Below are 26893 nucleotides of genomic sequence, written 5' to 3'. Positions count from 1 at the left end.
CGGTCGGGCCGGGCGAGGGGCGGGCGAGTGAAGAGGGCCTGGCCGGGCGGGGTGAGCGGCGGGCGGGCATAGAAGGTGATCGGGTGAGCGGCGGGCGGGCCTAGAAGGTGATCGGGGGAGCGGCGGGCGGGCCTAAAAGGCGATCGGGTGAGCGGCGGGCGAAGTGGTGCCTGGCCTGGCGAGTGGCGGGGCGGGATGGAGGTGGCTGGTCGGGCCGGGTGAAAAGAGGCCGGGGGGTCAGGTGGTGCGGTGGCTGGTCTGGCGGGTGAACTGCCAGGCGCCGATCGCCAGGAGCAGGGCCGACGCCAGAGCCAGCACCCCCAGCGACGAACCCACCACCCCACCGCCCCACCCCCGCAACACCAGCACCCGAATCGCCTCGATCGCGTACGTGAGCGGATTGACCCGAGCCACCCCCTCCATCCACCCAGGCATCGCAGACAGCGGAACGAACGCGTTGCTCATGAACAGCAGCGGCAACGAAACGAACCCTGTGACGGCGAAGAACGTCCCGTGCGAAGGCACCGCGCAGGCCAGGGTCATCGCCGCGGCCGTCAGCGCCAGGGTGAGCAGCCCCGTGGCGACCAGGATGGCCAGTACTCCGAAAGGCCCGGCGGCCGGACGCACACCCAGGGCGAGCGCCACGAGCAGGATCACCAGCACCTGCGCCGAGTTCAGCCCCACCTGGAACACGAACCGCGACACGATCAGCGAGCTGCGCCTGATCGGCATGCTGAGCAGCTTGTCCAGGTACCCCGTCTCCTTGTCGAACAGCAGCGGCATGGCCGCCGTCACCCCGTTGCCCACCACGGTGAACGCGATGACCCCCGGCACCGCGAAGGCGATGTAGTCGTCCGTCCCGACGACGCGGGCGTCCACCGCGCCGCCCATGCCGCCGGCGAAGAAGACCAGCCATACGGCCGGTTGGAGGACGCTGAACAGCAGGTTCAGGCGTTCCCGCAGCGTCATGAGCAGCCAGCGGCGCGACAGCGCCAGCACTTCCTGCGACCACATCAGCGCGGCTCCTCCCGCAGTGCGTGCCCGGTGTGGCGGAGGAACACCTCGTCGAGGGACGAGGCGTCCAGCGCGGCCTTCAGTTCGGCGGGCGTGCCCGTGACGACCTGGCGGCCGTCGTCGAGGATCGTGAGCCGGTCGCAGAGGCGGTCGGCCTCGTCCAGGTAGTTGGTGGCCAGGAGCACGGTCATGCCGGCGTCGCACAGGGCGCGGACGTGCTCCCAGACGTGGTGGCGTGACTGCACGTCCAGGCCGAGGGTGGGCTCGTCGAGAATCAGCAGTTCGGGCCGGTGCAGGAGGCCGCAGGCGAGGTCGAGGCGTTTCTGCATGCCGCCCGAGTAGTGCTGGACGGGCCGGTCGGCGTGGCGGGTGAGGCCGACGAGGTCGAGGGCCTCGGCGACCCTGGCCTTCAGCCGCCGCCTCGGCACGTGGTACAGGGCCGCCTCGATCTCGGCCTTCTCCCTGCCGGTCAGCAGGTAGTGGCCCATCGGGGAGACCTGCTGGGTCACGTAGCCGATGCGGGCGCGTACCTCGGAGGCCGCCCGCACCACGTCGAACCCGCACACGCGTGCGGTGCCCCCGCTCGGCGGCAGGAGGGTGGCGAGCATCCTGATCGTGGTCGTCTTGCCCGCGCCGTTCGGGCCGAGGAGGCCGAAGATCTCGCCGGGACGGATCGCCAGGGCGTCCAGGGCGACGGCCGGCGGGTCGGTGCCGAAGGCGCGGGTGAGGTGGCGGGCGTCGATGATCAGACCCATGGTGCTTCATCCGTCGCATAATAGTTAATGACTTCATTAAATATTTGGGCGACGGGACGCGTCAAGAGTCCGGCCGAGGCCCTGGGACGCCCGGCCGGACGTTCAGATCAGCCGGCGCAGGCGCAGCAGGTCGCCGAAGCTCGCGTCGATCTTCACCCGCCCCCCGAGCAGCGCCCGGGCCAGATCGAGCTCCCCGTCGACCAGTGCGATCAGATCGTCGCTCACGATCGTGAGCTTGACGTCCGCGGCCTTGCCGTCCGCCGGCGGCTGCTCCGTGAACGGGTCCAGCCCCCCGTGGTGCAGCCGGCCGTAGAAGATCACGTCGAGGTCGGACACCCGGCAGCTGACCGTGCGCTCGACCACGTGTTTGGCACGGTCCGCCTCGTCGATCTCGTCGAACTGTGCGACGAGCTTGACCAGTGCCGCCCGGCACTCCTCGACGCTTGCCATGATGCGCATCCTTTCTTCCCTTTGCGGACGGTAGCGTTCCACATCAGTAGCACCCCCGTATGTGCTTCAACGCGTGACACGCCTGCCAAGGTCCCGGCCGCTCGCGGGAGGCGTTACGGTCGAGTCATGAGTGTGGTGCCGGAGGAGACCGGTGACGAGCGGGTCGACGCCATCGTGGCCGGCCTCGGGCGGCTGGGCGAGCTGCCCGTGAGCGAGCACGTCGCGGTCTTCGACGAGGCGTTCTCCGCGCTGGAGAGCACCCTCGCCGCCGTGGACGGGACGACGCCGGGAGAGTCCGTCCGGTGAGTCGCAGGATCCGTCTCGACAGCGAGCTCGTCCGCCGCGGCATGGCCCGTTCGCGGGAGCAGGCCGCGCAGCTCATCGAGGACGGCCGGGTCAGCGTCGGCGGCCAGCGGGCCCGCAAGCCGGCCACCCAGGTCGACACCGCCTCCGCCATCGTCGTGGCCGCCTCGGACGACGGGCCCGACTACGTTTCGCGCGGAGCGCACAAGCTGCTCGGCGCGCTCGACACGTTCGAAACCCTGGAGGTGGCGGGCCGCCGCTGCCTCGACGCGGGCGCGTCCACGGGCGGGTTCACCGACGTGCTGCTGCGCCGCGGCGCGGCGCACGTGCTGGCCGTGGACGTCGGTTACGGGCAGCTCGCCTGGTCGCTGCGCAACGACGAGCGCGTGACCGTGATGGAGCGCGTCAACGTGCGCGACCTGACCCCCGAGATGGTCGGCGAGCCGCCGGCGCTGATCGTGGGCGACCTGTCGTTCATCTCGCTGCGGCTCGTGCTGCCCGCGCTGGCCGGGGTGGCCGCGCCGCAGGCCGACTTCGTGATGCTGGTGAAACCGCAGTTCGAGGTGGGCAAGGACCTCGTCGGGGCGGGCGGCGTCGTGCGGGATCCCGAGCTGCGCGCGCGCTCGGTGCGCGACGCCGCGGCCAAGGCGCTGGAGCTGGGGCTGAGCGTGCGCGGCGTGACCGCCAGCCCGCTGCCGGGGCCGTCGGGAAATGTGGAGTATCTGCTCTGGATGGGTAAGGGGGAGGGCGCGCCGCAGGTCGCCGACCCCGACGCCGACATCCAGCGTGCCGTCGCGGAAGGGCCGCAATGAATCGGGCCGCAGTGAATCGGGCCGCAGGGAATCGCACCGTGCTGGTCGCCGTGCACACCGGGCGCGGCGCCGCCGTCGAGAGTGCCCGGCTGGTGATCAACCGGCTGGTCGACGCCGGGATCACCGTCAGGGTGCTCGACACCGAGTGCGAGGAGATCGGCTGCGGCGGGGCCGAGGCGGTGCCCGCCGATCCGGGCGCCGCCAAGGACGCCGAGGTCATGATCGTGCTAGGCGGCGACGGGTCGCTGCTGCGCGCCGCCGAGCTGGCCAGGCCCGCGGGCACCCCGCTGCTGGGCGTCAACCTGGGGCACGTCGGGTTCCTGGCCGAGGCCGAGGTGGCCGACCTGGCGGCGGCGGTCGACAGCGTCGTGGCCGGCCGCTACGACGTCGAGGAGCGGATGACGGTCGATGTTCTCGCCCGGCAGAACGGCCGGGTCCTGGCCGACACCTGGGCGCTGAACGAGGCCACCGTCGAGAAGCAGGAGCGCATGCTGGAGGTCGTCGCCGAGATCGACGGCCGGCCGCTGTCCAGGTGGGGGTGCGACGGGGTGATCTGCGCCACTCCCACAGGCTCCACCGCGTACGCGTTCTCCGCAGGCGGGCCCGTCGTCTGGCCTGAGGTGGAGGCGTTGCTCATGGTGCCCATCAGCGCGCACGCGCTGTTCGCCAAGCCGCTGGTCGTCTCGCCCCGCTCCACGCTGGCCGTGGAGATCCTGCCGGACACGCCGGGCGGGGTTCTGTGGTGTGATGGAAGGCGCAGATTCGAACTCCCGTCCGGAACCCGGGTCGAGGTCCGCCGGGGCGCCGAGCCGGTGCGCCTGGCGCGGCTGCACGGTGTGGAGAGCACCGGCGCGCCGTTCACCGACCGGTTGGTGGCCAAGTTCGAGCTTCCTGTCCAGGGGTGGCGCGGAAGGGCGCGACCCTGAGTGAATGGAGATAAGAGCGCGTAGGATCACGTGGGCAGTGACGGGCCGCCCGCGAGCGGTCCGTCGAAGGCAGCGGCGTCAGACACGGCAGTGAACGGGAGTGGGCAGTGCGACCGAGGGTCGAGGAGGTCCGCATCCAGGGGCTCGGCGTCATCGACGAGGCCGTGCTCGAGCTTTCGCCTGGCTTCAACGTGGTCACCGGCGAGACGGGTGCGGGCAAGACGATGGTCGTGACCGGGCTCGGGCTGCTGTTCGGCGGCCGGGCCGACCCCTCGCGCGTGCGGCCGGGGGCCGACCGGGCGAGCGTGGAGGGCACGCTGGTCATCGAGCCGGGCGGGCGCGTCGCCCAGCAGGTCGAGGACATCGGCGGTGAGGCCGAGGACGGCGAGCTGATCATTTCCCGTACGGTCTCGGCCGAGGGCAGGTCCAGGGCGTGGCTGGGCGGGCGCACGGTGCCCGTGGGCACGCTGACCTACCTGGCCGACGACCTGGTGGCGGTGCACGGGCAGATGGACCAGCAGCGGCTGCTGCAGCCCGCCAGGCAGCGGGCCGCCCTCGACCGTTACGCCGGCAACGACCTGGTCAAGCCGCTGCGCGCGTACTCGCAGGCGTACAAGCGGCACAAGCAGGTCGCCGCGCAGCTCGAAGAGCTGACCACCAGGGCCAGGGAGCGGGCCCAGGAGGCCGACATGCTGCGCTTCGGGCTGGAGGAGGTCGAGAAGGTCGATCCCAAGGCGGGCGAGGACAACGAGCTGCGCGGCGAGGAGGAGCGGCTCTCGCACGCCGACGCCCTGCGCAGCGCCGCCACGACCGCGCACACGGCGCTGCTCGGCGACCCGATGGAGGCCGCGGGCAGCCCGCACGACGTGATCTCGCTGCTGGGGGAGGCGCGGGCCGCCGTCGAGGCGGTGCGCGACTTCGACGCCCAGCTCGCCGGGGTGGCCGACCGGCTGGCCGAGGCCGGATACCTCATCTCCGACGTGGCCACCGACCTGGCGGCCTACGCCGAGTCGATCGAGGCCGACCCGGCGCGGCTGGCGTCCGTGCAGGAGCGCCGCTCGGTGCTGTCCAGCCTGATCCGCAAGTACGCCGAGGACAGCGCGGGCGTGCTGGCCTGGGCGCAGCAGGCCGCCGCCCGGCTGGCCGAGCTGGAGGGCGACGACGAGCGCATCGACGAGCTGACCCGCGAGTACGACGAGCTGACCGCCCGCCTCACCGAGCTGGCCACCGAGCTGACCAACGTGCGCCAGGCCGCCGCCGAGCGATTCGGCGAGGCCGTCACCGAGGAGCTGACCGCGCTGGCCATGCCGCACGCCAGGGTCGTGGTCCAGCTCACCCAGGCCGAGGATTTCGGCCCCGAGGGGCGCGACGAGGTGGAGCTGCGGATGGCGGCGCATCCCGCCGCGCCGCCGCTGCCGCTCAACAAGGGGGCCTCGGGCGGCGAGCTGAGCCGCGTGATGCTCGCGATCGAGGTGGTCTTCGCCGGCGCCGACCCCGTTCCGACGTTCGTCTTCGACGAGGTGGACGCGGGCGTCGGCGGTAAGGCGGCGGTGGAGATCGGGCGCAGGCTGGCCAGGCTGGCCCGCACCGCGCAGGTGATTGTGGTCACACACCTGCCGCAGGTGGCGGCGTTCGCCGACCAGCATCTGGTGGTCGAGAAGGCGAGCGACGGCAGCGTCGTGCGCAGCGGTGTCGTGACGCTCAACCACGAGGGCCGCGTACGCGAGCTGTCCCGCATGCTGGCAGGCCTGGAGGACTCCGAGCTGGGCCGGGCGCACGCGGAAGAGCTCCTGGGGCTGGCGGCAGCAGACAGGTGATCCTGGGTGACATAGCGGACACGCCGCGTCATGCGTGGCCTCCGCGCTGTTTCGCTCTGGCAGGATGGTCTTGATGAAGGTTCCGGGAAGCAGATTGCCGGGCCTCCGCGGCAGGAAGGTCGAGGGCCTTCCCGGTGTAACGGCAGTGGCGAGAATCGACCGGCGGACCAAGAGGCTCACCAAGCGCCTCCAGCCCGGGGAAATTGCGATTATCGACCACGTCGACGTTGACCGGGTCAGCGCGGAGGCGCTCGTCGCGTGCGGCGCCGCGGCCGTGGTCAACGTCGCCAGCGGCATCAGCGGCCGTTACCCCAACCTGGGGCCACAGATTTTGCTGGACAGCGGCGTGCCGTTCGTCGACAACGCCAACCAGGAGCTGTTCGAGCGGATCAAGGACGGCGACGTCGTCCGCGTCTGCGAAGGGGTCGTCTACCTCGACGACGACGTGGTCGGCAAGGGCGAGCCGCAGACCATGGAGACCGTCGAGTCGGCCATGGCCGAGGCGCGCGCCGGTCTCGCCGTGCAGATCGAGGCTTTCGCGGTCAACACGATGGAGTACGTTCGTGGTGAGGGCAAGCTTCTCATCGACGGAGTCGGCGTGCCTGAGATCCGCACCCCCATGGAGGGCAGACATGTCCTCATCGTGGTGCGCGGTTATCACTACAAGGAAGACATCGCCACGCTGCGCCCGTACATCCGCGAGTACCGTCCCGTCCTCGTCGGCGTGGACGGCGGCGCCGACGCGCTGCTGGAGGCCGGCTACCTGCCCGACGTGATCGTCGGCGACTTCGACTCGGTCTCCACCAAGGCTCTCACCTGCGGCGCCGAGCTCGTCGTGCACGCCTACCGCGACGGCAGGGCGCCCGGCCTGGAGCGCGTGCACCAGCTCGGCCGCGAAGCGGTCATCTTCCCCGCCACCGGCACCAGCGAGGACATCGCGATGCTGCTGGCCGACGACAAGGGCGCCGAGCTCATCGTCGCGGTCGGCACGCACGGCACGCTGGAGGAGTTCCTCGACAAGGGCCGCTCCGGCATGGCCAGCACCTTCCTCACCCGGCTGATCATCGGCAGCAAGCTCATCGACGCCAAGGGCGTCAGCAGGCTCTACCGCAGCCGCATCACCACCTCCCAACTGCTCCTGCTCGTGATCACAGCACTGATCACCATGGGGGTCGCGCTGGGCCTGTCGCCTCTCGGCCGCACCTGGCTGAACGGCCTGCAAGACCTCTGGAACGCATTCATCTTCTGGCTGGTCGGACTCTTCTCGTGATCGATTTTCGCTACCACCTCGTCTCCATCGTCGCGATCTTCCTGGCCCTCGCGGTGGGGATCGTCCTGGGCACCACGCTGTTGCAGGGGCCGGCGGTCAAGTCCATCGAGGAGGTGACCGCGGGGCTCACCGCGTCCAACGACGAGTTGCGCGCGCAGATCGACACGCTGCGCGGGCGCGAGGCGGGCAACGACCAGTTCATCATCTCCGCCACCGGTGACCTGGTGGCCGGTGACCTGGCCGGGCAGCGGGTGCTGCTGGTCGAGTCGCCCGGCTCGAGCAACGCCGTGCGCGAGGCCTCCGAGCAGGTGCTCGACCAGGCGGGCGCCGAGGTCTCCGGGCGCGTCGCGCTGAGCGAGAAGTTCTTCGACCCCAAGAACAAGGGCGTGCTCGACGGCCTGGTCAACCAGCTCAAACCGGTCAACATGGTCTTCCCCGCCACCGCCACGAGCTGGGACAGGGCCGCCGCGCTGCTCGCCGCCACCCTGGTCACCACCGACCAGGCCCAGGGCGGCACGCCCAACCCGGCCACCGCCGACGTCGTCAGCACGTTCGAGGCGGGCGGGCTGCTCACCACCGAGGGCGACCCGGTCAAGCGGGCCACGCTGGTGGTGATGTTCGCGCCGGAGAAGGCGTACGAGGGCGAGAACGCCGAGACGCAGGCGGGCGCCATCGTCTCCGTCGCCGACGGGCTCGACGTCGGCAGCCAGGGCGCCGTGCTGGCCGGGACGGCCGACGCCGCGGCCCCGGCCGGCGACGCGATCAGCGCCGTACGTGACGAGGGCGAGGTCTCCAAGCGCGTGTCCACGGTGGATACCGCCGACATGCCCGTGGGGCGCGTCGCGATCGTCTACTCTCTGCGGGAGCAGCTGTCCGGGCGTGCCGGCCAATACGGCGTGGGCAAGGGAGCCTCGGCCCCCATCCCCGCGGTGACGTCCGCGACTCCGTCACCCACCACCACGTCAGGGAGCTGACATGCCTGCCAGCCGGGCCCGTGGCCTGCTGTACGCCATCGCCGGAGCCGCGATCGGCGCCGTGGCCGCCCGCGCCGCCTACGCGGCGTTCACCCGCGACCGGCCCGCCGACCTGAGCGGCCGCTGGACCAGGAAGAACCACCGCGGCGAGCCCATCACCCTGCTCGAAGGCCCCGCGTTCGCGGCCGGAGCGGGCGCCGCGGCCGCGCTCACGCCCGGCCTGCCGCCCAAGGTCCGCGCGGCCGCGCTGCTCGCGGTCGCCGGCAGCGGCGCCGTCGGGGCCTACGACGACCTGTACGGCACCACCTCGTCCAAGGGCTTCAAGGGGCACCTCAGCGCGCTGGCCCGCGGCGAGGTCACCAGCGGCGCCGTCAAGATCCTCGGCATCGGCGCCAGCGGCCTGGCAGCCGCCGCCCTCGTCTCCGACGGCCCCGCCGACACGCTGGCCAACGGCGCCACCATCGCCGCCACCGCCAACCTCGCCAACCTCTTCGACCTGCGCCCCGGCCGCGCCATCAAGGTCGCCCTGCTGACCGGCGGGCCGCTGCTGGCCGCTGCGCTGCTGCGCGGCAAGCCCGCCACCGCCGCGCTGGTCGCCGCCCCGCTGGGCGCCGCCGCCGCGCTGCTGCCCGACGACCTGGGCGAGCGCGCGATGCTCGGCGACGCCGGCGCCAACGCCCTCGGCGCCCTGCTCGGCCTGGCCGCCGTCACCGGGCTGAACAGGCCCGGCCGGTACGTGCTCCTGGGCACGGTCGTGGCGCTGACGGCGGCGGCGGAGAAGGTCAGCTTCACCAAGGTCATCGCCGGCAACCGGGTGCTCAACGGCATCGACATGCTCGGCCGCCGCCCGGTCGACCCCGTGTGACCCGCGTTCCGCGATTGTCGGCCCGGCCTGCCAGGATGTCTGCGTAACGTGGATGGCTGAGGGAGGCCGGGTGGGTGCGGTGACGGCGCGGGGCGTCGCGGGCGGTGCGATGCTCATCGGGGCGATCACCGTGCTGGCGCGCGTCATCGGCTTCGCCAAGCAGTACGCCTTCGCCGGCACCGTCGGCACCAACTGCCTGTCCACGGCCTACATGACGGCCAACCAGATCCCCAACATCATCTTCGAGGTGGTGGCGGGGGGTGCGCTGGCGGGGATGGTCGTGCCGATGCTGGCCGGCGCGGCCGGCCGGGGCTCGCGCGAGCGGGCGGGCTGGATCGGCTCGGCGCTGCTGACGTGGGTGCTCGTGCTGCTCGTCCCGGTCGGCGTGCTGCTCGCGGTCTTCGCCGCGCCGATCACCGGGCTGTTCTTCGGCGGCGCCGTCGCCGGGTGCGACGTCGGTGATGTGAGCGCCGTCGCCACCCGCATGCTCGTCGTCTTCGCCCCCCAGATCCCCCTGTACGGCGTCGCCGTGGTGCTCTACGGCGTGCTGCAGTCGCACAAGCGGTTCACCGGGCCCGCGGTCGCGCCACTGGTGTCCAGCATCGTGGTCATCGTCGCGTACCTGCTGTTCGTGCCGCTCAGCGGCGGGACGAGCGACCCCGGCTCCCTGCCGGAGCCCGCCGAGCTGGCACTGTCGGTCGGCACCAGCCTGGGGGTGCTGTCGCTGGTGCTGGCCGTGATCGGGCCCGTGGCGCGGCTCGGGCTGCGGTGGCGGCCCACCTTACGGTTCCCCGACGGGGTGGCCGGGCAGGTGCGCAGGCTCGCGCTGGCGGGCATCGCGGCGCTCCTCGCCCAGCAGGCGGCCATGATCGTGGTGCTGGTGCTGTCGAACCACGCGATCGGCAACGGGGCCATCGCCGTCTACAACTACGCGTGGGCGATCTACCTGGTGCCGTACGCGGTGCTGGCCGTGCCCATCGCCACCAGCGCGTTCCCCCGGCTGTCGGCGCACGCGGACGATCCTGAGGAGTTCGCGGCGCTGGCGGCGCGCACGACCCGGGCCGTGGTGCTGGTGTCGGGGCTGGCGGCGGGGGTGCTGGCCGCCGCGTCCGGTCCCGGTGCGGTGGTGTTCCTGGCGAACAAGAGCGAGGTTCCGGCGGAGGAACTGGCGGCGGCCATCGCGCTGTTCACGCCGGGGCTCGTGGGTTATGGGCTCATCGCGCATCTGAGCCGGGTTCTGTACGCGGCCGGGCGGGGGCGGGCGGTCGCGGCGGGGACGGTGGCCGGGTGGGGGGTCGTGATCGTCGCCCAGATCGTGTTCGTGCTGGTGCTGCCCGATGGGTGGAAGATCGGCGGGATGGCGCTGGGGATGAGCGTGGGGATGAGCGTGGGGGGCGGGCTGCTGCTGCGGTCCGTGGTGCGGGCGCGGGGCGCCGCGGCTGTGGCCGGGCTGGTCAGGGCCGGGGCGGCGGCGGTCGGCGGAGGCGTGCTGGGGTACCTGGCGGGGGCCGGGGTGGTGGCGCTGCTCGGGGTGAGCGGTGTGTGGGCGAACGTGGGGGCGGCCGTGCTGGGGGCGGTCGTGGCGCTGGTCGTGGGCGGGGCTGTGGTGGCTCTGGTGGACCGGGCCGACGCGGAGGCGGTGACCGGGTTGCTGCGGCGGGGCGGAAACGGGTGAGGCGCCGGTGAAGGTTGCGGCCGGGGATGTGCCGCCGTGGCTGAGGCTCCGGTGATGGACGCGGGCTTCGGCGGTGGATGTGGTGCGAAGCTGCGGCTTCGGTGATGGGTGCGGTGCGAAGCTGCGGCTTCGGTGATGGGTGTGGCGAGCGGATGAGGAGGGATCGGGGCGTGCGGGTGGCTTTCGTGCTGGGCACCGCGTCCGGCGGCACCGGGCGGCATGTGCTGATGCTCGTGGAGGGCCTGGTGAAGCTGGGCCACCAGGTTTTGGTGATCGGGCCGGGGAGCGTCGGCGAGCAGTTCTCGTTCGGGGAGGCGGGGGCGAGGTTCGTGGAGGTGCCCGTATCCGACCGGCCCGACCCCGTGAACGACGTGCGGGCGGTGTTGGCGATCCGGCGGCTGACCCGGGGCGCCGACGTCGTGCACGCCCACGGGCTGCGGGCGGGGGCGCTGGCGGCGCTGGGGCGGCGCGGGCCGGTGGTGACGCTGCACAACGCGCTCACCACGGGCGGGTTCGTCGGGGTCGTGTACGGGGTGCTGGAGCGGATCGTCGCGCGGCGGGCCGGGCACGTGCTGACCGTCTCGCCGGACCTGGGCGAGCGGATGCGGCGGCTCGGAGCCAGGGACGTGCGGGCGGCCCTGATCGCGGCGCCCGTGCCGAGACCGGCGAAGCGCACGCCTCAGGAGATCAGGGACGAACTGAAGGCGGGAGAGCGGCCCATCGTGCTCACCGTCGCCAGGCTCGCCCAGCAGAAGGGGCTGGAGACCCTGCTCGACGTCGCGGCCGGGCCGTGGCAGGAGGGTCGCGAGCCGCTGTTCGTGGTGGCCGGGGGAGGGCCGTTGCAGGGCGAGTTGCAGCGCCGGATCGACGCCGAGGGGCTGCCCGTCGTGCTGCTGGGCAACCGGGACGACGTGCCCGACCTGCTCGGCGCCGCCGTCGCGCTGCTGATGCCGAGCCGGTGGGAGGGGCAGCCGCTCACACTCAGGGAGGCGCTGATGACGGGCACACCCGCCGTGGCGTCGGATGTCGGCGGAATTCCTGAGATTCTCGGGGACGCCGGGATTCTGGTGCCGTACGGGGACACGGGGAGGTTCCGTGACGCCGTACGAGAGCTGCTGGAAGAGCTGGGAACTGCGCGGACACTGGCGGAGGCGGCCGGGCGGCGCGGGCGGGAGATGCCCGACGGCGACGACGCCGTGACGAACGTGCTCGGGGTGTACCGAGCGTAAGCCCCCGAGGATGATTACGCGTGCTCGGCGCGTTCTCATATACTGCCTGGGTTAGGGAGGGGAGTATCCCTTCGCGACAGCCTCGTCATCACGGTGCAGCCCCACTCCACGGGGCCCCCGGGGCTGCCGGTCCGCGGATCATGGCGGGCGGGAGAGACCTCCGGCGCTGAAGCATGCATGCCGGAGGGTCTGAGTGACTGAACCCCTGTGGGCCTGGATCGCCGTCATCGGCGGTCTCCTCGTTGTCCTTGCCATTGACTTGTGGATCGTCGACCGCGGAGAAGCACGCGAATTCTCCATGCGGCAGGCCGGCTACTGGGTCACCTTCTACGTCGCTCTCGCCGTGGCGTTCGGCGTGCTCCTGTGGTTCACCTCGGGGGGTGACAGAGCCGGCGAGTTCTTCGCTGGTTACATCACCGAGTACAGCCTGAGTGTCGACAATCTCTTCATCTTCTTCATCATCATGAGCCGGTTCGCCGTGCCCAAGGCGTATCAGCACAAGGTGCTGCTCGTCGGCATCCTGCTCGCGCTCGTGATGCGCGGTATCTTCATCGCTCTCGGCGCCGCGGCGCTGGAGCGGTTCAGCTGGCTTTTCTACGTCTTCGGCGCCTTCCTCGTCTACACGGCGATCAACATCGTCCGCCAGCATCTGAAGGGCGAGGACGAGGAGTTCAACGAGAACGTCGTGCTGCGGTGGGTGCGCAGGGCCTTCCCGACCACCGAGGGGTACGTCGGCTCCAAGGTCACCGTGAAGATCGACGGCAAGCGCATGGTGACGCCGATGCTCATCGTGATGGTCGCCATCGGGAGCACCGACCTGCTGTTCGCGCTCGACTCGATTCCGGCGATCTTCGGGCTCACCAAGGACCCGTTCATCGTCTTCACGGCCAACGCGTTCGCCCTGATGGGGCTGCGTCAGCTCTACTTCCTGCTGGGCGGGCTGCTGCAGCGGCTCGTGTACATCAGCTACGGTTTGGCGTTCATCCTGGGGTTCATCGGGGTTAAGCTCGTATTGGAGGCGTTGCACTCCAGCCATGTCTCCTGGGCGCCCGAAATTCCCATCTGGGTGTCGCTCTCGGTCATCGGCGCCACCATGGTCATTGTCACCGTGGCGAGCCTGCTCAAGGCCCGTATCGACGCGCGCAAGGGCGAGGAGCCGCATCCGGAGCAGGTCTAGCGAAATGGGCTTCGAGGCGCTTTGCTTGTGTAGTTGTGCCGTGTAATAGTTGCTGGTTCTGTAACATCACGGCAAAGCGCCCAGTCCAGTCACCACCAAAGGTTGTACGTGTCAGACGATTCTGCTAAGCCGAGCCGCATGAGGCTCGCGCGCGGGGTCTCCCCGTGGCTCCTCCCGACGGCGGCCGCGGCGGCCGCCACCGCTCTGCTGACGCGCCGGGACCGGCGATGGGCGTTCGCGGCGGTGCCGCTGAACGCGCTCACCGGGGGCATGCTCTGGTTCTTCCGCGACCCCGACCGCACGCCGGGCGAGGGCCGCGTCCTGTCGCCCGCCGACGGCGTGGTGCAGAGCATCGACCCGTGGCCGGACGGCCGCACCCGGGTCGCGATCTTCATGAGCCCGCTGAACGTGCACGTCAACCGTGCCCCCCTTGCGGGAAATGTCACCTCCGTGCAGCATGTGGCAGGTGGGTTCCTGCCGGCGTTCAACAAGGACAGTGACCAGAACGAGCGCGTGGTGTGGCATTTCGAGACCACGCTGGGCGACATCGAGATGGTGCAGATCGCGGGCGCGGTGGCGCGCCGGATCGTGCCGTACCTGAGCGCCGGGGCCAAGGTCGAGCAGGCCGAGCGGATCGGGCTCATCCGGTTCGGTTCGCGGGTCGACATCTACCTGCCCGAAGGGATCGTTCCCGCGGTGTCCGTGGGCCAGAAGACGGTTGCGGGGGTGACCAGAATTGACCGCGGCTGACGCCGGTAGTTGGCAGGCGGACGAGGAAGAACCTCGGGGTCCGGTCGGCAAGGCGTTCCGCCTGTCCGCCGCGGACTCGCTCTCGCTCGGCAACGCCGTCTGCGGGTTCCTGGCGGTGTGCGTGCTGGCCTACTCGGCCATCCAGCAGCTCCAGGTCGACGGTGGCCGGTTCACGCCCGCGCCCAGCTACTTCGCGACCGCCATCGTGCTGCTGCTCATCGGCGCGACCTGCGACCTGTTCGACGGGCTCGTGGCCAGGCGCTTCCGCGCCTCGGCGATGGGCGCCGAGCTCGACAACCTCGCCGACGTCATCAGCTTCGGGTTCGCGCCCGCGTTCATGATCGTCATCTGGGGCGGTTTCACGCAGCAGGTGCCGTTCATGGCGGTGCTGGCCGCGGCGGCGGCCGTGCTCGTCGCCGGTGTGGTGCGCCTGGCCAGGTTCGCCTGCGTCAAGACCAAGAGCGGCGACTTCATGGGCCTGCCCATCCCGATGGGCGCCATGACCGTGATCTCCATCGTGCTGCTGTTCCAGCCGAGCATCTGGTCGCTGCTGGCCGTGCTCGGAGTGGCGTGGCTGATGGTCAGCCGCATCGAGTACCCCAAGCCCAAGGGGCAGCTCGCCGCGGTCGTGCTCGGCTGGATCATGGTGAACGTGGCGTTTCTCACGTTCTGGGTGGCCTGGCCCTCGGGCGGCGACCTGCCCATCAAGATCGGGGCGACCATGCAGATCGCGCTCGTGGCGGCCATCCCGCTGCGGGTGCTGTTCTACAAGCGCGAGCAGCGCAGGGAAGCCGAGCGCATCGGGCACTACAAAGGCTAAGCCGATCCGCAAGTGACGGGATTTTTCGTCATACTTCGGCTTTGATGGAGCCATGTCGGCCACGCCGCGCGAGCACACGCGCACGTACCATCTCGGCAAGCTGGCCACGGAGCTGGAGCAACGCGGGCTGACCGCCCTGCTGCGGTCGCACCCGCCCGCGTTGCGGGTCAGCCACCCCGACACCGTCATGCTGGCTGAGACCGTTGACTGCGTGCCGTTGTCCGAGGGGTGGTTCTATCGGTGGTCTTGGGGGGAGCTCGTCGGGCTTACCGATGATCCCGCCCTTGCGGCCGATCGGATCGTTCATGTGCTGGCGGTCCGGCCCTGAGCTCGCGGACTGGCCTTGACCTGGAGGCTCGGTCGGTTCTGAGCCGGCGGTGTCTGGTCCTGTGTGGGCCGTCTGACCCTGGGCTGGCGGCTCGCCCGGCCCTGAGTGGCCCGTCTGACCCTGGGTTGGCGGGCCGCCCGGCTTTGCGGTCCGTCTGACCCTGGGCTGGCGGGCTGCGCGGCCTTGCGGTCCGTCTTACTCGTCCGCGTTGTCCAGTCGCGCCTGGGTGGCGTCATGTGTCGGCCGGCGTCCGAATCGCGTCATGCCTCATGCACGCCCGCGCTTGGGCATGTGTGAAGCGGCGTGCGTGAAGAAAGCGTTGTGGGTCGGGCGGCGCGTGGGGGAAGCGGCGTGGGTCGGGCGGCGCGTGGGGGAAGCGGCGTGGTCGGGCGGCGCGTGGAGGAGCGGCGTGGGCTGGGCCGCGCGTGGGGGAGCGGGGCCTGGGGGAGTGGCCCGTGGGCGGGCGGCGCGTGAGCAGCCCGCCCTTGGGCGGTCGCGATGGTTACCAGCCCCTGGCCTTCCACTCCGGCAGTGCGGGGCGTTCTACGCCGAGCGTCGTGTCCTTGCCGTGGCCCGGATACACCCACGTCTCGTCGGGCAGCCGGTCGAAGATCCGCTCCACCACGTCGGTGTAGAGGCGGGTGAAACGCTCGGGGTCCTTCTGCGTGTTGCCGACGCCGCCAGGGAACAGCGAGTCGCCGGTGAACAGGTGATGGCCCGCCTCACCGCCGTCGTACAGCAGCGCGATCGAACCGGGCGTATGCCCCCGCAGATGGATGGCCTCCAGACTGACCGCGCCGACCGTGATCGTGTCGCCGTGCTCGACCGTGCGATCCACGGGAACGGGCAGGCCGGGCGCGTCGAGCGGGTGGGCGACCACTTGCGCGCCGGTCACCTTGGTCATCTGCTCCAAGGCCTGCCAGTGGTCGCCGTGCTGGTGGGTGGTGATGATCGTGGAGACGGGCTGGTCGGCCATCAGGGCGAGCAGGCGGTCGGAGTCGGCGGCGGCGTCGATGAGCAGGCTCTCACCGGTCTCGGCGCAGCGCAGGAGATAGGCGTTGTTGTCGTACGGGCCGACGGCGAGCTTGCAGATCGTCAGCGCGGGCAGCTCGCGCACGTCGGCGGGGCCGCCGACCTGGACGTCACCTGTGTAGGTCATGGGTAGTCCTTCGGGGGCGTCGCGGGTAGATCAGCGGGGGCCGTCATCGACAGCCACGGTGGCGGCTCTGGAAGATCGACGCCCCCGGGACCTGGCACATGCGACTGCCCCGCGGGCAACAGACTAACGCCCTGACCCCCGGACCTGCCGGTGAGCCAGGCAAGCAGGTCTCGTGGCGTGCCCGTGACGGCAGGTCCGTGACCGAGGCCGGGCCACACTTCGGCCGTCCCGGCGCCGGCTGATGACGCGACGCCTGGTGCCCTGCCGCCTGCCGCGCCGGGGGCCTCGCCGCCCAGCGCGCCGGTGGGTGGTGCCGCGTCCGGTGCCCTGCCGCTTGCGGGGCCGGCGGGCGGTGCCGCGTCCGGTGCCCCTACGCCTGCAGCGCTGGAGGGTGGTGCCGCGCCTGGTGGCCTGCCGCCTGCCGCGCCGGCAGGTGATGCCGCGCCCGATGCCCGGCCTGCCGCGCTGGAGGGTGGTGCCGCGCCGCCTGTCGTGCCGGTGGGCGATGGCGCTCCCGGCCTCTCGCCGTGAGTCGCCGCGCCGCCGGGCGGTATCCCGCCCGTTCCGGTGCCGCCCGGGGCGCGGTCCAGGATCACGATCTCGCCGATCGTGCCGTGGTCCGGCGGCCAGGTGCGCAGGCAGTCGTGCAGTTCCCTGCGCACGAACGAGGCAGGCCAGTTCCCGGGGCCGAACCCGGCGCCCAGGTCCACGTGGTGGAAGCCGACCTCGCGCAGGCGGCGGACGAGCACGTACCAGGCGGGATGGGGAGGAGGGCGCATGCCCTGCACCGGCGCGCGCCAGGCGTGCTCGGGCAGGTCGCGGACGGCGGCGGCGAAGCGGGCGGCGCCGTCCTCGACGTCGGCCAGCAGGCGGGCCGCAGGGCGGCGGGCGGTGGCTTCGATCTCGGCGGCCCTGGCCTCGCGGGAGGCGTATTGGGGCGTGCGGACGCCGGTCTTGGCCCAGGTCAGGAGGTTGACGTAGGAGTCGGCGTTCCTGGCGAGGTGGGTGAGGACGTGTCCCCTGGTCCAGCCGGGCAGGAGGGAGGGGGCGGCGACGTCGGCGTCGGAGAGCGACGCGGCCGTGGCCAGCAGCTGGTTCGTCGCGGCGGCGAGCTCGGCCTGCAGCGCAGGTAGGACGGTCATGTTCACGGATTTTGTCATCTAGGGTGACTGTGGCAGGGCGGGCATAAAACCGCAGGTCAGGAGGTTGAATGTTGAAGGGCTCCGTCCTGTGGGGGAGTTGGCCGTAACCTGTGAGGGACGGATTTTCGGGGGCCGCGAAGCGGGCCACCGAAATTGTCGGAGCCGCCGTCTACCATCCCCCGTGGACCTATCCGCCTTTCGACTTCCGGGATCGCCGTGGCAGACCGCCTCATCGTGCGTGGTGCACGAGAACACAACCTCAAGGACGTCTCGCTCGACCTGCCGCGAGACTCGCTGATCGTCTTCACCGGCCTGTCCGGCTCGGGCAAGTCGAGCCTGGCCTTCGACACGATCTTCGCTGAGGGCCAGCGGCGCTACGTCGAGTCCCTGTCGGCGTACGCCCGCCAATTCCTCGGGCAGATGGACAAGCCCGACGTCGACTTCATCGAGGGCCTGTCGCCGGCCGTCTCGATCGACCAGAAGGCCACCAGCAAGAACCCCCGCTCGACCGTCGGCACGATCACCGAGGTCTACGACTACCTGCGGCTGCTGTGGGCGCGCATCGGAAAGCCGCACTGCCCGGTGTGCGAGCGGCCGATCGCCCGCCAGACGCCGCAGCAGATCGTCGACCGGGTGATGGAGCTGGAGGAGGGCACCCGCTTCCAGGTGCTGGCGCCGGTCATCAGGCAGCGCAAGGGCGAGTACCTGGAGCTGTTCCGCGAGCTGCAGACCAAGGGCTTCGCCAGGGCCAGGGTCGACGGCACCGTGGTGCGGCTGGAGGAGCCGCCGACGCTGAAGAAGTACGAGAAGCACGACATCGAGGTCATCGTCGACCGCCTGTCGGTCAAGGACACGGCGGTGCGCAGGCTCACCGACTCGGTCGAGACCGCGCTGCAGCTCTCGGGCGGCACGATCACGCTGGAGTTCGTCGACCTGCCGGAGGGCGACCCGGGCCGCGAGCGCTTCTACTCCGAGCACCTCTACTGCCCCTACGACGACCTGTCGTTCGAGGAGATGGAGCCGCGCTCGTTCTCCTTCAACTCGCCGTTCGGCGCCTGCCCCGAGTGCACCGGCCTGGGCACCAAGATGGAGGTGGACCCCGACCTGGTGGTGCCCGACCCCGAGCGTGAGCTGGGCGACGGCGCGCTGCACCCGTGGTCGGGCGGCCACACCAGCGAGTACTTCGCCAGGCTGATCGAGGCGCTGGGCCACGCGATGGGCTTCACGCTGGAGACGCCGTGGGACCGGCTGCCGAAGAAAGCGCAGAAGTCGCTGCTGTACGGCCACGACGAGCAGGTGCACGTCCGCTACAGCAACCGCTACGGCCGCCAGCGCTCCTACTACACCACCTACGACGGCGTCATCCCGTGGGTGCAGCGCCGGCACGCCGAGGCCGAGAGCGACGCGGCGCGTGAGCGCTTCGAGGGCTACATGCGGGAGATCCCGTGCCCGGCCTGCAAGGGGGCCAGGCTCAAGCCGGTCAGCCTCGCGGTGACCGTGTCGGGCAGGTCGATCGCCGACGTGTCGTCCATGTCGATCGGCGAGTGCGCCAAGTTCCTGGCCACGCTCAAGCTGTCCGACCGCGACATGCAGATCGCCGAGCGGGTGGTCAAGGAGATCAACGCCCGCATGGGCTTCCTGCTCGACGTCGGCCTCGACTACCTGACCATGGACCGCGCCGCCGCCACCCTGGCGGGCGGCGAGGCGCAGCGCATCCGGCTGGCCACGCAGATCGGCTCCGGCCTGGTCGGCGTCCTGTACGTGCTGGACGAGCCGTCCATCGGCCTGCACCAGCGCGACAACATGCGGCTGCTCGACACGCTGATCAGGCTGCGCGACATGGGCAACACGCTGATCGTCGTCGAGCACGACGAGGACACGATCGCGGCGGCCGACTGGGTCGTCGACATCGGCCCAGGCGCGGGCGAGCACGGCGGCCAGGTCGTGGTCTCCGGCACCGTCCAGGACCTCCTCGCCAGCGAGGAGTCGATGACGGGGGCGTACCTGTCGGGACGCAGGAGCATCGCGATCCCCGCCAAGCGCCGCAAGCGCGACAAGAAGCGGCAGATCACCGTCAAGGGCGCGCGCGAGCACAACCTCAAGGGCGTCGACATCGAGTTCCCGCTCGGCGTGTTCACGGCCGTCACCGGGGTGTCGGGGTCGGGCAAGTCGACGCTGGTCAACGACATCCTGTACAACGCGCTGGCCAAGGAGCTCAACGGCGCCCGCACGGTGCCCGGGCGGCACTCGCGGATCAACGGCATGGACCAGGTCGACAAGGTGGTCCACGTGGACCAGTCGCCGATCGGGCGCACGCCGCGCTCCAACCCGGCCACCTACACCGGGGTCTTCGACCACGTGCGCAAGCTGTTCGCCGCCACGGCGGAGGCGAAGGTGCGCGGCTACCAGCCGGGGCGCTTCAGCTTCAACGTCAAGGGCGGACGCTGCGAGGCGTGCGCGGGCGACGGCACCATCAAGATCGAGATGAACTTCCTGCCGGACGTCTACGTCCCCTGTGAGGTCTGCCACGGCGCCCGCTACAACCGGGAGACGCTGGAGGTCCACTACAAGGGCAAGACGATCGCCGAGGTGCTCGACATGCCGATCGAGGAGGCCCTGGGCTTCTTCGAGGCGATCCCCGCGATCAAGCGGCACCTGCAGACGCTCAACGACGTCGGCCTCGGGTACGTGCGGCTCGGCCAGCCGGCCACCACGCTGTCGGGTGGCGAGGCGCAGCGCGTCAAGCTCGCCTCCGAGCTGCAGCGGCGGCAGACCGGCCGGACCATCTACGTTCTCGACGAGCCGACCACCGGCCTGCACTTCGAGGACATCCGGCGGCTGCTCGGGGTGCTCGGGCGGCTGGTGGACGGCGGGAACACGGTCATCGTCATCGAGCACAACCTCGACGTGATCAAGACCGCCGACTGGATCATCGACATGGGGCCCGAGGGCGGGTCCCGCGGCGGCACGCTGGTGGCCAGCGGGACTCCGGAGGAGGTGGCGCTGGTGGACGAGAGCCACACGGGCCGCTTCCTGCGCAAGATCCTCGCTCACTGAGCGGCCGGAGCCCGCCCGTCCCGAGGGGGAGGGGCGGGCGTGCGGACGGCGCCGCGTCCGGCAGGGGTGAGCCGGGTGCGGCGGCGGGCGGCGTCGCCGCGCTCCAGCCACCACTCGGCCACCAGCAGCGGCAATGTCCAGCCGAGCCAGGCGGCCAGCGCGGCCACCGTGCTGACGAACAGCGCCACGTCACCGTGGAAGGTGGTTTCGAGCTGTGGCTCCAGCATGATCACGATCAGCGCCGTCCACAGCCGGTTGGTGATGATGGACATGGTGAGCGCGAAGCTGCGCACCATCCACCGGCGGTGATCGACGAACCGCCGCTGCCTGGCCATCCGCCACCCCGCCAGCGTGCACCCCAGCCAGAGCAGCGCCAGCATGACGTCGCTGACCCTGGTGACCGGCCCGTACGGCGTCGCCAGCCCGACCACGAGCCCCAGCAGCCCGCTGGGCAGGCAGCCGCCGAACACGTACACGCGGCCGATGAGCCGGTGCGCGCGGGGATGGCGCGCGCGTAACCACGGCCAGATCTGCAGGCAGCACGTGATCATGGCGATCGAGCCGAACAGCACGTGCATGGACAGCATCACGAAGTGCGGCGGGAAGAAGCCGGGGTCGGGCACCCGTGACCGGCCGGGGTCGAACGACAGGTACGGCGGCAGCGAGAACGCCAGGAACGCGACCGCCACCACCATCAGCGGCGCCACCCACGGCCGCCGCCACAAGCGGGGACGAGCGGGCGGGCGTTCGGTTGGAAGAGTCATGCGGGCAGCCTGCGGCCCGCGGCTGACGACGGGCCTGCCACGCGCTGACGACCGGCCTGCCACCCGCTGACCGGACCGGGGGCCTGCGTCAATACCCTGGTAACGCCCGCACCTACGGGGGGCAAAAGGCGACACGAGGTGCGGGCCTGTACGGATCACACGATCGGGGGCGGAGCCATGTCGGAAACCGGGCTGGGACGTCGGGAGATGCTGGGCACGGCGGGTGTCGCCGCATGCGGGCTGGCGCTGACGGCGTGCGGAGCCGGCGGCGCGCAGGCGAAGCCGAACCTGAAGGGCAAGGTGCTGGCAAAGACGGCGGAGGTGCCCGTGGGCGGCGGCAAGCTGATCGAGGACCTGAAGGTCGTGGTGACGCAGCCCACGCAGGGCGTCTTCAAGGCGTTCAGCTCGTCGTGCACGCACAAGGGCTGCCAGGTGTCCACGCCGAAGGACAACGTGATCAGGTGCGCCTGTCACGGCAGCGAGTTCGCCGCCGACAGCGGCAAGGCCACCAAGGGCCCGGCGACGGCGCCGCTGGCGTCGTTCCTGGTCAAGGTGGAGGGCGACGGGATCGTGGTGGCCTGAACAGGTAATTGTGCGTAGTTGCCGGGATTGGCCTCGGGCACGCTGAACCAGCGCGAGGGCGCTGGCCGTACCTGAAGAGAGAGCCAATCTGGGAGGACGCACCATGACGGAGACGACGCGCCGGACGGTGATGCTCGGCGCAAGCGGCGCTGGGCTCGCGGCGGTTCTGACGGGCTGTGCCAGCTACGGCTCGCCGACGACGGGAGCGGAGGTCGAGCCGCCCGCGGAGGAGGCGTCGTCCGAGGCGCCCAAGAAGAAGAGCGAGTCCAAGGCGAAGGCGCTGGCGAACACCAGCGACATCCCCGAGGGCGGCGGGAAGGTCTTCAAGAACCAGAAGATCGTGGTGACGCAGCCCACGGCGGGGGAGTTCAAGGCGTTCAGCGCGGTCTGCACCCATCAGGGCTGCACGGTCGACGAGGTCGCCGACACGATCAACTGCCCCTGCCACGGCAGCGCGTTCAGCATCACGGACGGTTCCGTGGCGAACGGGCCCGCCAGCGAGCCCCTGGAGGAGAAGCAGATCAAGGTGGACGGGGAGAAGATCAGACTGGCCTGAGAAAGGTCTCATGAATTTCTCACCTTGGTTCGCTTGGGTGAGCTGCATGGCAGATGACCTTCAGAGCCGCAGGGCGGTGTTCGCAAGCGTCGGAGCGGGTGGCCTGGCGCTTGCGATCACCGCGTGCAGCGGCGGTACCGACACCGCCACGACGGCGGGAACCGCCACGCAATCAAGCACGGAATCAAGTGCGCCGCAGTCCAGCGCGCCGCAGTCCAGCGCGCCGCAGGCCGGTGGCGCGCTGGCCAAGACCGCCGACATCCCGGTCGGCGGAGGGACGGTCTTCAAGGACCAGAAGGTCGTGGTGACGCAGCCGACGGCCGGGGAGTTCAAGGCCTTCAGCGCGCTGTGCACGCACAAGGGCTGCCCGGTCACCAGCGTGGAGAACGGCGCGATCGTGTGCCCGTGCCACAACAGCACGTTCGCGATCGCCGATGGCGCGGTCACCGGCGGCCCCGCCGAGAAGCCGCTGGCCGCCCAGCAGATCAAGGTGGAGAACGACGAGATCATGCTGGCCTAGGCGAGGTGTGCCCGCCGTACCGTTCGCGAAGAGTACGGCGGGCAACCTTGTCGGTGCGGGCTACTAGGCTGACAATGTGGCGAGATCAGCGGGTAGCACCTTGAGTTTCCGGCCCAGGCCGGGCTCCATCCCCGAATCCCCCGGGGTCTATCGGTTCAGGGACGCGCACGGCCGGGTGATCTACGTCGGCAAGGCCAAGAGCCTGCGCCAGCGGCTCAACTCCTACTTCGCCGACTTCTCCGCCCTGCATCCCCGCACCCAGACGATGCTGACCACGGCCGCGGACGTCGACTGGACGGTCGTCGGCACCGAGGTCGAGGCGCTGCAGCTCGAATACTCCTGGATCAAGGAGTTCGACCCCCGCTTCAACGTCAAGTACCGCGACGACAAGTCCTACCCCTATCTCGCGGTCACCATGGGCGAGGACTTCCCGCGCGTGCAGGTGATGCGCGGCGCCAAGCGCAAGGGCACCCGCTACTTCGGGCCCTACTCCCACGCCTGGGCCATCCGCGAGACGGTTGACCTGCTGCTGCGGGTCTTCCCGGTGCGCACGTGCAGCAGCGGCGTGTTCAAGCGGGCCGGGCAGATCGGCCGGCCGTGCCTGCTCGGCTACATCGACAAGTGCTCGGCGCCGTGCGTCGGCCGGGTGACCCCGCAGGAGCACCGCGACCTGGCCGAGGACTTCTGCGACTTCATGGCGGGCAACACCGGCCGCTTCATCAAGCGGCTGGAGAAGGAGATGCGCGAGGCCGCCGCCGAGCAGGAGTACGAGCGGGCGGCGCGGCTGCGCGACGACGTGCAGGCGCTGCAGCGGGCGCTGGAAAAGCAGGCGGTGGTGCTCGGCGAGGGCACCGACGCCGACGTGATCGCGCTGGCGGAGGATCCGCTCGAAGCCGCCGTCCAGGTCTTCTACGTGCGCGGCGGCCGCATCCGCGGCCAGCGCGGCTGGGTGGTCGACAAGGTCGAGGAGACCTCACCGGGCGAGCTGGTCGAGCAGTTCCTGCTGCAGATGTACGCCGAGGCCAGCCCCGACTCCATGCCACGCGAGGTGCTGGTGCCGGCGCTGCCGCCCGACAGCGAGGCGGTCGCCGAGCTGCTGACGGAGCAGCGCAGGGCCAGGGTCGAGGTGCGGGTGCCGCAGCGCGGCGACAAACGCTCGCTGATGGAGACCGTCGAGCGCAACGCCAAGGAGTCGCTGGCCCAGCACAAGGTGCGCCGCGCCAGCGACCTGACCACCCGCAGCAAGGCGCTGCAGGAGATCGCCGACGCTCTCGACCTCGACCAGGCGCCGCTGCGCATCGAGTGTTACGACGTCTCCCACTTGCAGGGCGAGAACGTGGTGGCCTCCATGGTGGTCTTCGAGGACGGCCTGGCGCGCAAGGGCGAGTACCGCCGCTTCGCCGTCAAGACGAAGGAGGGCGACGTCGCCTCGATCCACGAGGTGATCATGCGCCGGTTCCGCCGCTACCTGGAGGAACGCTCGGCCACGGGTGAGCTGGCCGCCGACGACGACGACGGCCACGGGCCGATCGACCCCGAGACGGGCCGGCCGCGCAAGTTCGCCTACCCGCCCAACCTGCTGGTGGTCGACGGCGCGGGCCCGCAGGCGGCCGCGGCGCAGCGGGCGCTCGACGAGCTCGGCATCGACGACGTGGCGGTGTGCGGGCTGGCCAAACGGCTGGAGGAGGTGTGGCTGCCCGGCGACGACCAGCCGGTGATCATGCCTCGTTCAAGTGAGGGTCTCTACCTCCTGCAACGGGTCAGGGACGAAGCACACAGGTTCGCCATCACCTACCATCGTTCCAAGAGGTCCAAGACGGTGAAGGAGAGCGCGCTCGACGGCGTGCCCGGCCTCGGGCCGGCGCGCAGGCAGGCGCTGCTCAAACACTTCGGCTCCGTGAAGAAGCTACGCGAGGCCACTGCCGCCGAAATCTGCGAGGTTCCCGGCATCGGCCCGTCCATCGCCGAGGTCATCGTGTCGACGCTGAAGGGAGAGTCACCTTGATCTCGCCAGGATGCCAGGGTGCCGTCCGCACCGGTCACGAGGTGGGGCGATGAGCACCGAGCCCGCGTTCGTCATCGTCACCGGCATGTCCGGGGCGGGGCGCAGCACCGCGGCCAAGGCCCTTGAGGACCTGGGCTGGTTCGTCATCGACAACCTGCCGCCGGGTCTGCTGTTCGCGATGGCGGAGGAGGCCGGCAAGGTCAAGCTGGCCGCCGACAAGGTCGCGGCCGTGGTCGACGTGCGCAGCCTCGCCTTCACCACCGACCTGAACGCGGCCATCGAGGAGCTGGAGGGGCGCGGCGTGCGGGTGCGCGTCGTGTTCCTGGAGGCCAGCGACGAGGAGCTGGTGCGCAGGTTCGAGAACGTGCGCAGGCCGCACCCCTTGCAGGGCGAGGGGCGGCTGGTCGACGGCATCACCCGCGAGCGGGGCATCCTGCGCGAGGTGCGGGCCAACGCCGACCTGGTCATCGACACCTCCGCGCACAACGTGCACGACCTGCGCAACAAGATCGTCGCCTACTTCGGCGGGGAGGACCGGCCGGGGCTGCGGCTCAACGTCGTGTCCTTCGGCTTCAAGTACGGCCTGCCGGTCGACGCCGACCTGGTGGTCGACTGCCGGTTCCTGCCCAACCCGCACTGGGTGCCCGAGCTGCGGCCGATGAACGGGCTCGACCCCTCGGTCAGCGACTACGTGCTCGGCCAGCCGGGCGCCAAGGAGTTCCTCGACGCCTACGAGGAGGTCCTGGAGGTCGTCGCCGCCGGATACACGCGCGAGGGCAAGAGCTACGCGACGCTGGCGGTCGGCTGCACGGGCGGCAAGCACCGCAGCGTGGCCATGGCCGAGCAGGTGGCCGCCCGGCTGCGTGACCGCGGCATGGAGGTCCAGGTGAGCCACCGGGATGTGGGGCGGGAGTGACCGATGAGGGTTTCGAGGCCGTCGCACCGGTAGCCGGCGAGACGAGGTACGCCGGGTTCGGGCCGTCCGTCGTGTCGCTGGGCGGCGGGCACGGGCTGTACGCGTCCCTGTCGGCATTACGGATGGTCACCGACCGGTTGACCGCCGTGGTCACCGTCGCCGACGACGGCGGCTCCAGCGGGCGGCTGCGCCGCGAGCTGGGCGTGCTGCCGCCCGGCGACCTGCGCATGGCGCTGGCCGCGCTGTGCGGCGACGACGAGTGGGGCAGCACCTGGAGCGAGGTCGTCCAGCACCGTTTCCGCAGCGAGGGCGAGTTGCACGGCCACGCCGTCGGCAACCTGCTCATCGTCGCCCTGTGGGAGCTGCTCGGCGACCCGGTGGCCGGGCTCGACTGGGTCGGCCGGCTGCTGGGCGCGCACGGCCGCGTGCTGCCGATGGCCTCGGTGCCGCTCGACATCGTGGCCGAGGTGGAGCTCGACGGCGTCATCTCGACCGTGCGCGGGCAGGTGGCGTGCGCCCTGACCCCCGGGCGGGTGCAGGCCATCTCGCTCGTGCCCGAGGACCCTCCGGCGCGCCCGGAGGCGGTCGCGGCGGTGCTGGAGGCCGACTGGGTCGTGTTCGGGCCCGGGTCGTGGTTCACCAGCGTGCTGCCGCACCTGAAGGTGCCCGAACTGGCCAGGGCGCTGCACGCGACCAGGGCCAAGCGGCTCGTCACGCTCAACCTCGCCCCGCAGCCGGGCGAGACCGACGACTTCTCCCCCCAGCAGCACCTGGAGGTGCTCCGGCAGCACGCACCTGATCTGTCGATCGACGTCGTGCTCGCCGACACCGGGGTCGTGGACGATCCCGACGCGCTGGACAAGGCCGCCGCGGCGCTCGGCGCACGGCTGGTGATGGCCGACGTCGCCGCCGCGGACGGCTCCGCGAGGCATGACCCACGACGTCTTGCCTCCGTCCTGGACGAGATTTTCCTCTCGAAGCGTTGATCCTGGTCGGCGTGCCGCGAAGGTGCGAGAGACTCGAAGGA

The 26893-nt window shown here is 70.9% G+C and carries 26 protein-coding genes; 20 read left to right on the top strand and 6 right to left on the bottom strand.

Annotated elements, in window-relative coordinates; all coding sequences use genetic code 11:
- Window positions 1-237 precede the first annotated feature (237 nt).
- The 3 genes from FXF51_RS05045 to FXF51_RS05035 all read right to left on the bottom strand — a co-directional run bounded on the left by FXF51_RS05045 (window position 238) and on the right by FXF51_RS05035 (window position 2219).
- Window positions 238-1014, bottom strand: a complete 777-nt coding sequence (locus tag FXF51_RS05045; RefSeq protein WP_148433040.1) for an ABC transporter permease — start codon at window positions 1012-1014, stop codon at window positions 238-240.
- Window positions 1014-1769, bottom strand: coding sequence for an ABC transporter ATP-binding protein (locus FXF51_RS05040; protein WP_148433039.1), 756 nt, complete (start codon window positions 1767-1769; stop codon window positions 1014-1016). Before FXF51_RS05040 ends, FXF51_RS05045 begins: the two co-directional genes overlap by 1 nt.
- A 102-nt stretch (window positions 1770-1871) precedes the next feature.
- Entirely contained in the window at window positions 1872-2219 is a 348-nt protein-coding gene (locus FXF51_RS05035; RefSeq protein WP_148433038.1) for an SCP2 sterol-binding domain-containing protein, read from the bottom strand.
- Window positions 2220-2345: 126 nt separating this feature from the next.
- Between FXF51_RS05035 and FXF51_RS05030 the strand changes: the two genes are divergently transcribed.
- The 13 genes from FXF51_RS05030 to FXF51_RS04970 all read left to right on the top strand — a co-directional run bounded on the left by FXF51_RS05030 (window position 2346) and on the right by FXF51_RS04970 (window position 15165).
- On the top strand, window positions 2346-2525 hold the full coding sequence (locus FXF51_RS05030; RefSeq protein WP_148433037.1) for a hypothetical protein: 180 nt from the start codon (window positions 2346-2348) through the stop codon (window positions 2523-2525).
- Window positions 2522-3334 carry a TlyA family RNA methyltransferase gene (locus FXF51_RS05025; protein WP_148433036.1) on the top strand — a complete coding sequence of 271 codons (813 nt, stop codon included), beginning with the start codon at window positions 2522-2524 and terminating at the stop codon, window positions 3332-3334. Before FXF51_RS05030 ends, FXF51_RS05025 begins: the two co-directional genes overlap by 4 nt.
- The gene (locus FXF51_RS05020; protein ID WP_148433035.1) at window positions 3331-4260 is read left to right on the top strand and encodes an NAD kinase; all 930 of its coding nucleotides are present in this window, start codon (window positions 3331-3333) and stop codon (window positions 4258-4260) included. Before FXF51_RS05025 ends, FXF51_RS05020 begins: the two co-directional genes overlap by 4 nt.
- A 107-nt stretch (window positions 4261-4367) precedes the next feature.
- A complete protein-coding gene (gene recN, locus FXF51_RS05015; RefSeq protein WP_148433034.1) occupies window positions 4368-6077 on the top strand; it encodes a DNA repair protein RecN in 1710 nt (569 codons plus the stop codon).
- A 73-nt stretch (window positions 6078-6150) separates the two neighbouring features.
- On the top strand, window positions 6151-7347 hold the full coding sequence (steA, locus tag FXF51_RS05010; protein ID WP_148433033.1) for a putative cytokinetic ring protein SteA: 1197 nt from the start codon (window positions 6151-6153) through the stop codon (window positions 7345-7347).
- Window positions 7344-8321: a copper transporter gene (locus FXF51_RS05005; RefSeq protein WP_148433032.1), complete on the top strand. Its 978-nt coding sequence runs from the start codon at window positions 7344-7346 to the stop codon at window positions 8319-8321. Before steA ends, FXF51_RS05005 begins: the two co-directional genes overlap by 4 nt.
- Window position 8322: 1 nt before the next feature.
- The gene (locus FXF51_RS05000) at window positions 8323-9186 is read left to right on the top strand and encodes a hypothetical protein (protein ID WP_148433031.1); all 864 of its coding nucleotides are present in this window, start codon (window positions 8323-8325) and stop codon (window positions 9184-9186) included.
- A gap of 70 nt (window positions 9187-9256) precedes the next feature.
- Entirely contained in the window at window positions 9257-10861 is a 1605-nt protein-coding gene (gene murJ / locus FXF51_RS04995) for a murein biosynthesis integral membrane protein MurJ (protein WP_148433030.1), read from the top strand.
- Window positions 10862-11031: 170 nt separating this feature from the next.
- A complete protein-coding gene (locus FXF51_RS04990; protein WP_148433029.1) occupies window positions 11032-12090 on the top strand; it encodes a glycosyltransferase family 4 protein in 1059 nt (352 codons plus the stop codon).
- Window positions 12091-12283: 193 nt separating this feature from the next.
- Window positions 12284-13267 carry a TerC family protein gene (locus FXF51_RS04985; RefSeq protein ID WP_148433028.1) on the top strand — a complete coding sequence of 328 codons (984 nt, stop codon included), beginning with the start codon at window positions 12284-12286 and terminating at the stop codon, window positions 13265-13267.
- Between the two features lie 138 nt (window positions 13268-13405).
- Window positions 13406-14017, top strand: coding sequence for a phosphatidylserine decarboxylase (locus tag FXF51_RS04980; protein ID WP_148433027.1), 612 nt, complete (start codon window positions 13406-13408; stop codon window positions 14015-14017).
- Complete coding sequence (pssA, locus tag FXF51_RS04975; RefSeq protein ID WP_148433026.1) at window positions 14004-14837, top strand: CDP-diacylglycerol--serine O-phosphatidyltransferase; 834 nt, start codon at window positions 14004-14006, stop codon at window positions 14835-14837. Before FXF51_RS04980 ends, pssA begins: the two co-directional genes overlap by 14 nt.
- A gap of 52 nt (window positions 14838-14889) precedes the next feature.
- On the top strand, window positions 14890-15165 hold the full coding sequence (locus FXF51_RS04970; RefSeq protein WP_148433025.1) for a hypothetical protein: 276 nt from the start codon (window positions 14890-14892) through the stop codon (window positions 15163-15165).
- Between the two features lie 502 nt (window positions 15166-15667).
- On the opposite strand, the gene FXF51_RS04965 is transcribed toward FXF51_RS04970, so the two are convergent.
- Complete coding sequence (locus FXF51_RS04965) at window positions 15668-16324, bottom strand: MBL fold metallo-hydrolase (protein WP_148433024.1); 657 nt, start codon at window positions 16322-16324, stop codon at window positions 15668-15670.
- The gene (locus FXF51_RS04960) at window positions 16321-17466 is read right to left on the bottom strand and encodes a maleylpyruvate isomerase N-terminal domain-containing protein (RefSeq protein ID WP_148433023.1); all 1146 of its coding nucleotides are present in this window, start codon (window positions 17464-17466) and stop codon (window positions 16321-16323) included. The genes FXF51_RS04965 and FXF51_RS04960 overlap by 4 nt, the downstream gene beginning before the upstream one ends.
- A gap of 216 nt (window positions 17467-17682) precedes the next feature.
- Between FXF51_RS04960 and uvrA the strand changes: the two genes are divergently transcribed.
- Window positions 17683-20523 (top strand): excinuclease ABC subunit UvrA, encoded by a 2841-nt coding sequence (gene uvrA, locus FXF51_RS04955; protein WP_148433022.1) that lies wholly within the window; start codon window positions 17683-17685, stop codon window positions 20521-20523.
- Here the strand turns inward: uvrA and FXF51_RS04950 are convergent.
- On the bottom strand, window positions 20517-21287 hold the full coding sequence (locus FXF51_RS04950; protein ID WP_148433021.1) for a DUF2306 domain-containing protein: 771 nt from the start codon (window positions 21285-21287) through the stop codon (window positions 20517-20519). The two genes, uvrA and FXF51_RS04950, sit on opposite strands and share 7 nt — an antisense overlap.
- Window positions 21288-21464: 177 nt before the next feature.
- On the opposite strand from FXF51_RS04950, the gene FXF51_RS04945 reads away from it, so the two are divergent.
- The 6 genes from FXF51_RS04945 (at window position 21465) to FXF51_RS04920 (ending at window position 26852) form a co-directional block, all read left to right on the top strand.
- On the top strand, window positions 21465-21869 hold the full coding sequence (locus tag FXF51_RS04945; protein ID WP_262379295.1) for a Rieske (2Fe-2S) protein: 405 nt from the start codon (window positions 21465-21467) through the stop codon (window positions 21867-21869).
- Between the two features lie 103 nt (window positions 21870-21972).
- Window positions 21973-22425 (top strand): Rieske (2Fe-2S) protein, encoded by a 453-nt coding sequence (locus FXF51_RS04940; RefSeq protein ID WP_148433020.1) that lies wholly within the window; start codon window positions 21973-21975, stop codon window positions 22423-22425.
- Window positions 22426-22471: 46 nt separating this feature from the next.
- Window positions 22472-22945 carry a Rieske (2Fe-2S) protein gene (locus tag FXF51_RS04935; protein ID WP_148433019.1) on the top strand — a complete coding sequence of 158 codons (474 nt, stop codon included), beginning with the start codon at window positions 22472-22474 and terminating at the stop codon, window positions 22943-22945.
- Between the two features lie 100 nt (window positions 22946-23045).
- Window positions 23046-24950 (top strand): excinuclease ABC subunit UvrC, encoded by a 1905-nt coding sequence (gene uvrC, locus FXF51_RS04930; RefSeq protein WP_148433018.1) that lies wholly within the window; start codon window positions 23046-23048, stop codon window positions 24948-24950.
- A gap of 49 nt (window positions 24951-24999) precedes the next feature.
- Window positions 25000-25866, top strand: coding sequence for an RNase adapter RapZ (gene rapZ / locus FXF51_RS04925; RefSeq protein ID WP_148433017.1), 867 nt, complete (start codon window positions 25000-25002; stop codon window positions 25864-25866).
- A 71-nt stretch (window positions 25867-25937) separates the two neighbouring features.
- On the top strand, window positions 25938-26852 hold the full coding sequence (locus FXF51_RS04920; RefSeq protein WP_148433090.1) for a uridine diphosphate-N-acetylglucosamine-binding protein YvcK: 915 nt from the start codon (window positions 25938-25940) through the stop codon (window positions 26850-26852).
- The last annotated feature ends 41 nt before the right edge of the window (window positions 26853-26893 follow it).

The organism is Nonomuraea sp. PA05, assembly GCF_008086045.1.
Lineage (GTDB): Bacteria > Actinomycetota > Actinomycetes > Streptosporangiales > Streptosporangiaceae > Nonomuraea > Nonomuraea monospora.
The sequence above is the reverse complement of the archived record's forward strand: the minus strand, read 5'-3'. Positions and strand labels throughout refer to the sequence as shown.

What these genes read in the sequence shown, in the direction of transcription:
- FXF51_RS05045 (WP_148433040.1), bottom strand. Translation starts at nt 1,014, where the DNA reads ATGTGGTCGCAGGAAGTGCTGGCGCTGTCGCGCCGCTGGCTGCTCATG.
- FXF51_RS05040 (WP_148433039.1), bottom strand. Translation starts at nt 1,769, where the DNA reads ATGGGTCTGATCATCGACGCCCGCCACCTCACCCGCGCCTTCGGCACC.
- FXF51_RS05035 (WP_148433038.1), bottom strand. Translation starts at nt 2,219, where the DNA reads ATGGCAAGCGTCGAGGAGTGCCGGGCGGCACTGGTCAAGCTCGTCGCA.
- FXF51_RS05030 (WP_148433037.1), top strand. Translation starts at nt 2,346, where the DNA reads ATGAGTGTGGTGCCGGAGGAGACCGGTGACGAGCGGGTCGACGCCATC.
- FXF51_RS05020 (WP_148433035.1), top strand. Translation starts at nt 3,331, where the DNA reads ATGAATCGGGCCGCAGTGAATCGGGCCGCAGGGAATCGCACCGTGCTG.
- steA (WP_148433033.1), top strand. Translation starts at nt 6,151, where the DNA reads ATGAAGGTTCCGGGAAGCAGATTGCCGGGCCTCCGCGGCAGGAAGGTC.
- FXF51_RS05000 (WP_148433031.1), top strand. Translation starts at nt 8,323, where the DNA reads ATGCCTGCCAGCCGGGCCCGTGGCCTGCTGTACGCCATCGCCGGAGCC.
- FXF51_RS04980 (WP_148433027.1), top strand. Translation starts at nt 13,406, where the DNA reads ATGAGGCTCGCGCGCGGGGTCTCCCCGTGGCTCCTCCCGACGGCGGCC.
- FXF51_RS04970 (WP_148433025.1), top strand. Translation starts at nt 14,890, where the DNA reads ATGTCGGCCACGCCGCGCGAGCACACGCGCACGTACCATCTCGGCAAG.
- FXF51_RS04965 (WP_148433024.1), bottom strand. Translation starts at nt 16,324, where the DNA reads ATGACCTACACAGGTGACGTCCAGGTCGGCGGCCCCGCCGACGTGCGC.
- FXF51_RS04960 (WP_148433023.1), bottom strand. Translation starts at nt 17,466, where the DNA reads ATGACCGTCCTACCTGCGCTGCAGGCCGAGCTCGCCGCCGCGACGAAC.
- FXF51_RS04950 (WP_148433021.1), bottom strand. Translation starts at nt 21,287, where the DNA reads ATGACTCTTCCAACCGAACGCCCGCCCGCTCGTCCCCGCTTGTGGCGG.
- FXF51_RS04945 (WP_262379295.1), top strand. Translation starts at nt 21,465, where the DNA reads ATGTCGGAAACCGGGCTGGGACGTCGGGAGATGCTGGGCACGGCGGGT.
- FXF51_RS04940 (WP_148433020.1), top strand. Translation starts at nt 21,973, where the DNA reads ATGACGGAGACGACGCGCCGGACGGTGATGCTCGGCGCAAGCGGCGCT.
- FXF51_RS04935 (WP_148433019.1), top strand. Translation starts at nt 22,472, where the DNA reads ATGGCAGATGACCTTCAGAGCCGCAGGGCGGTGTTCGCAAGCGTCGGA.
- rapZ (WP_148433017.1), top strand. Translation starts at nt 25,000, where the DNA reads ATGAGCACCGAGCCCGCGTTCGTCATCGTCACCGGCATGTCCGGGGCG.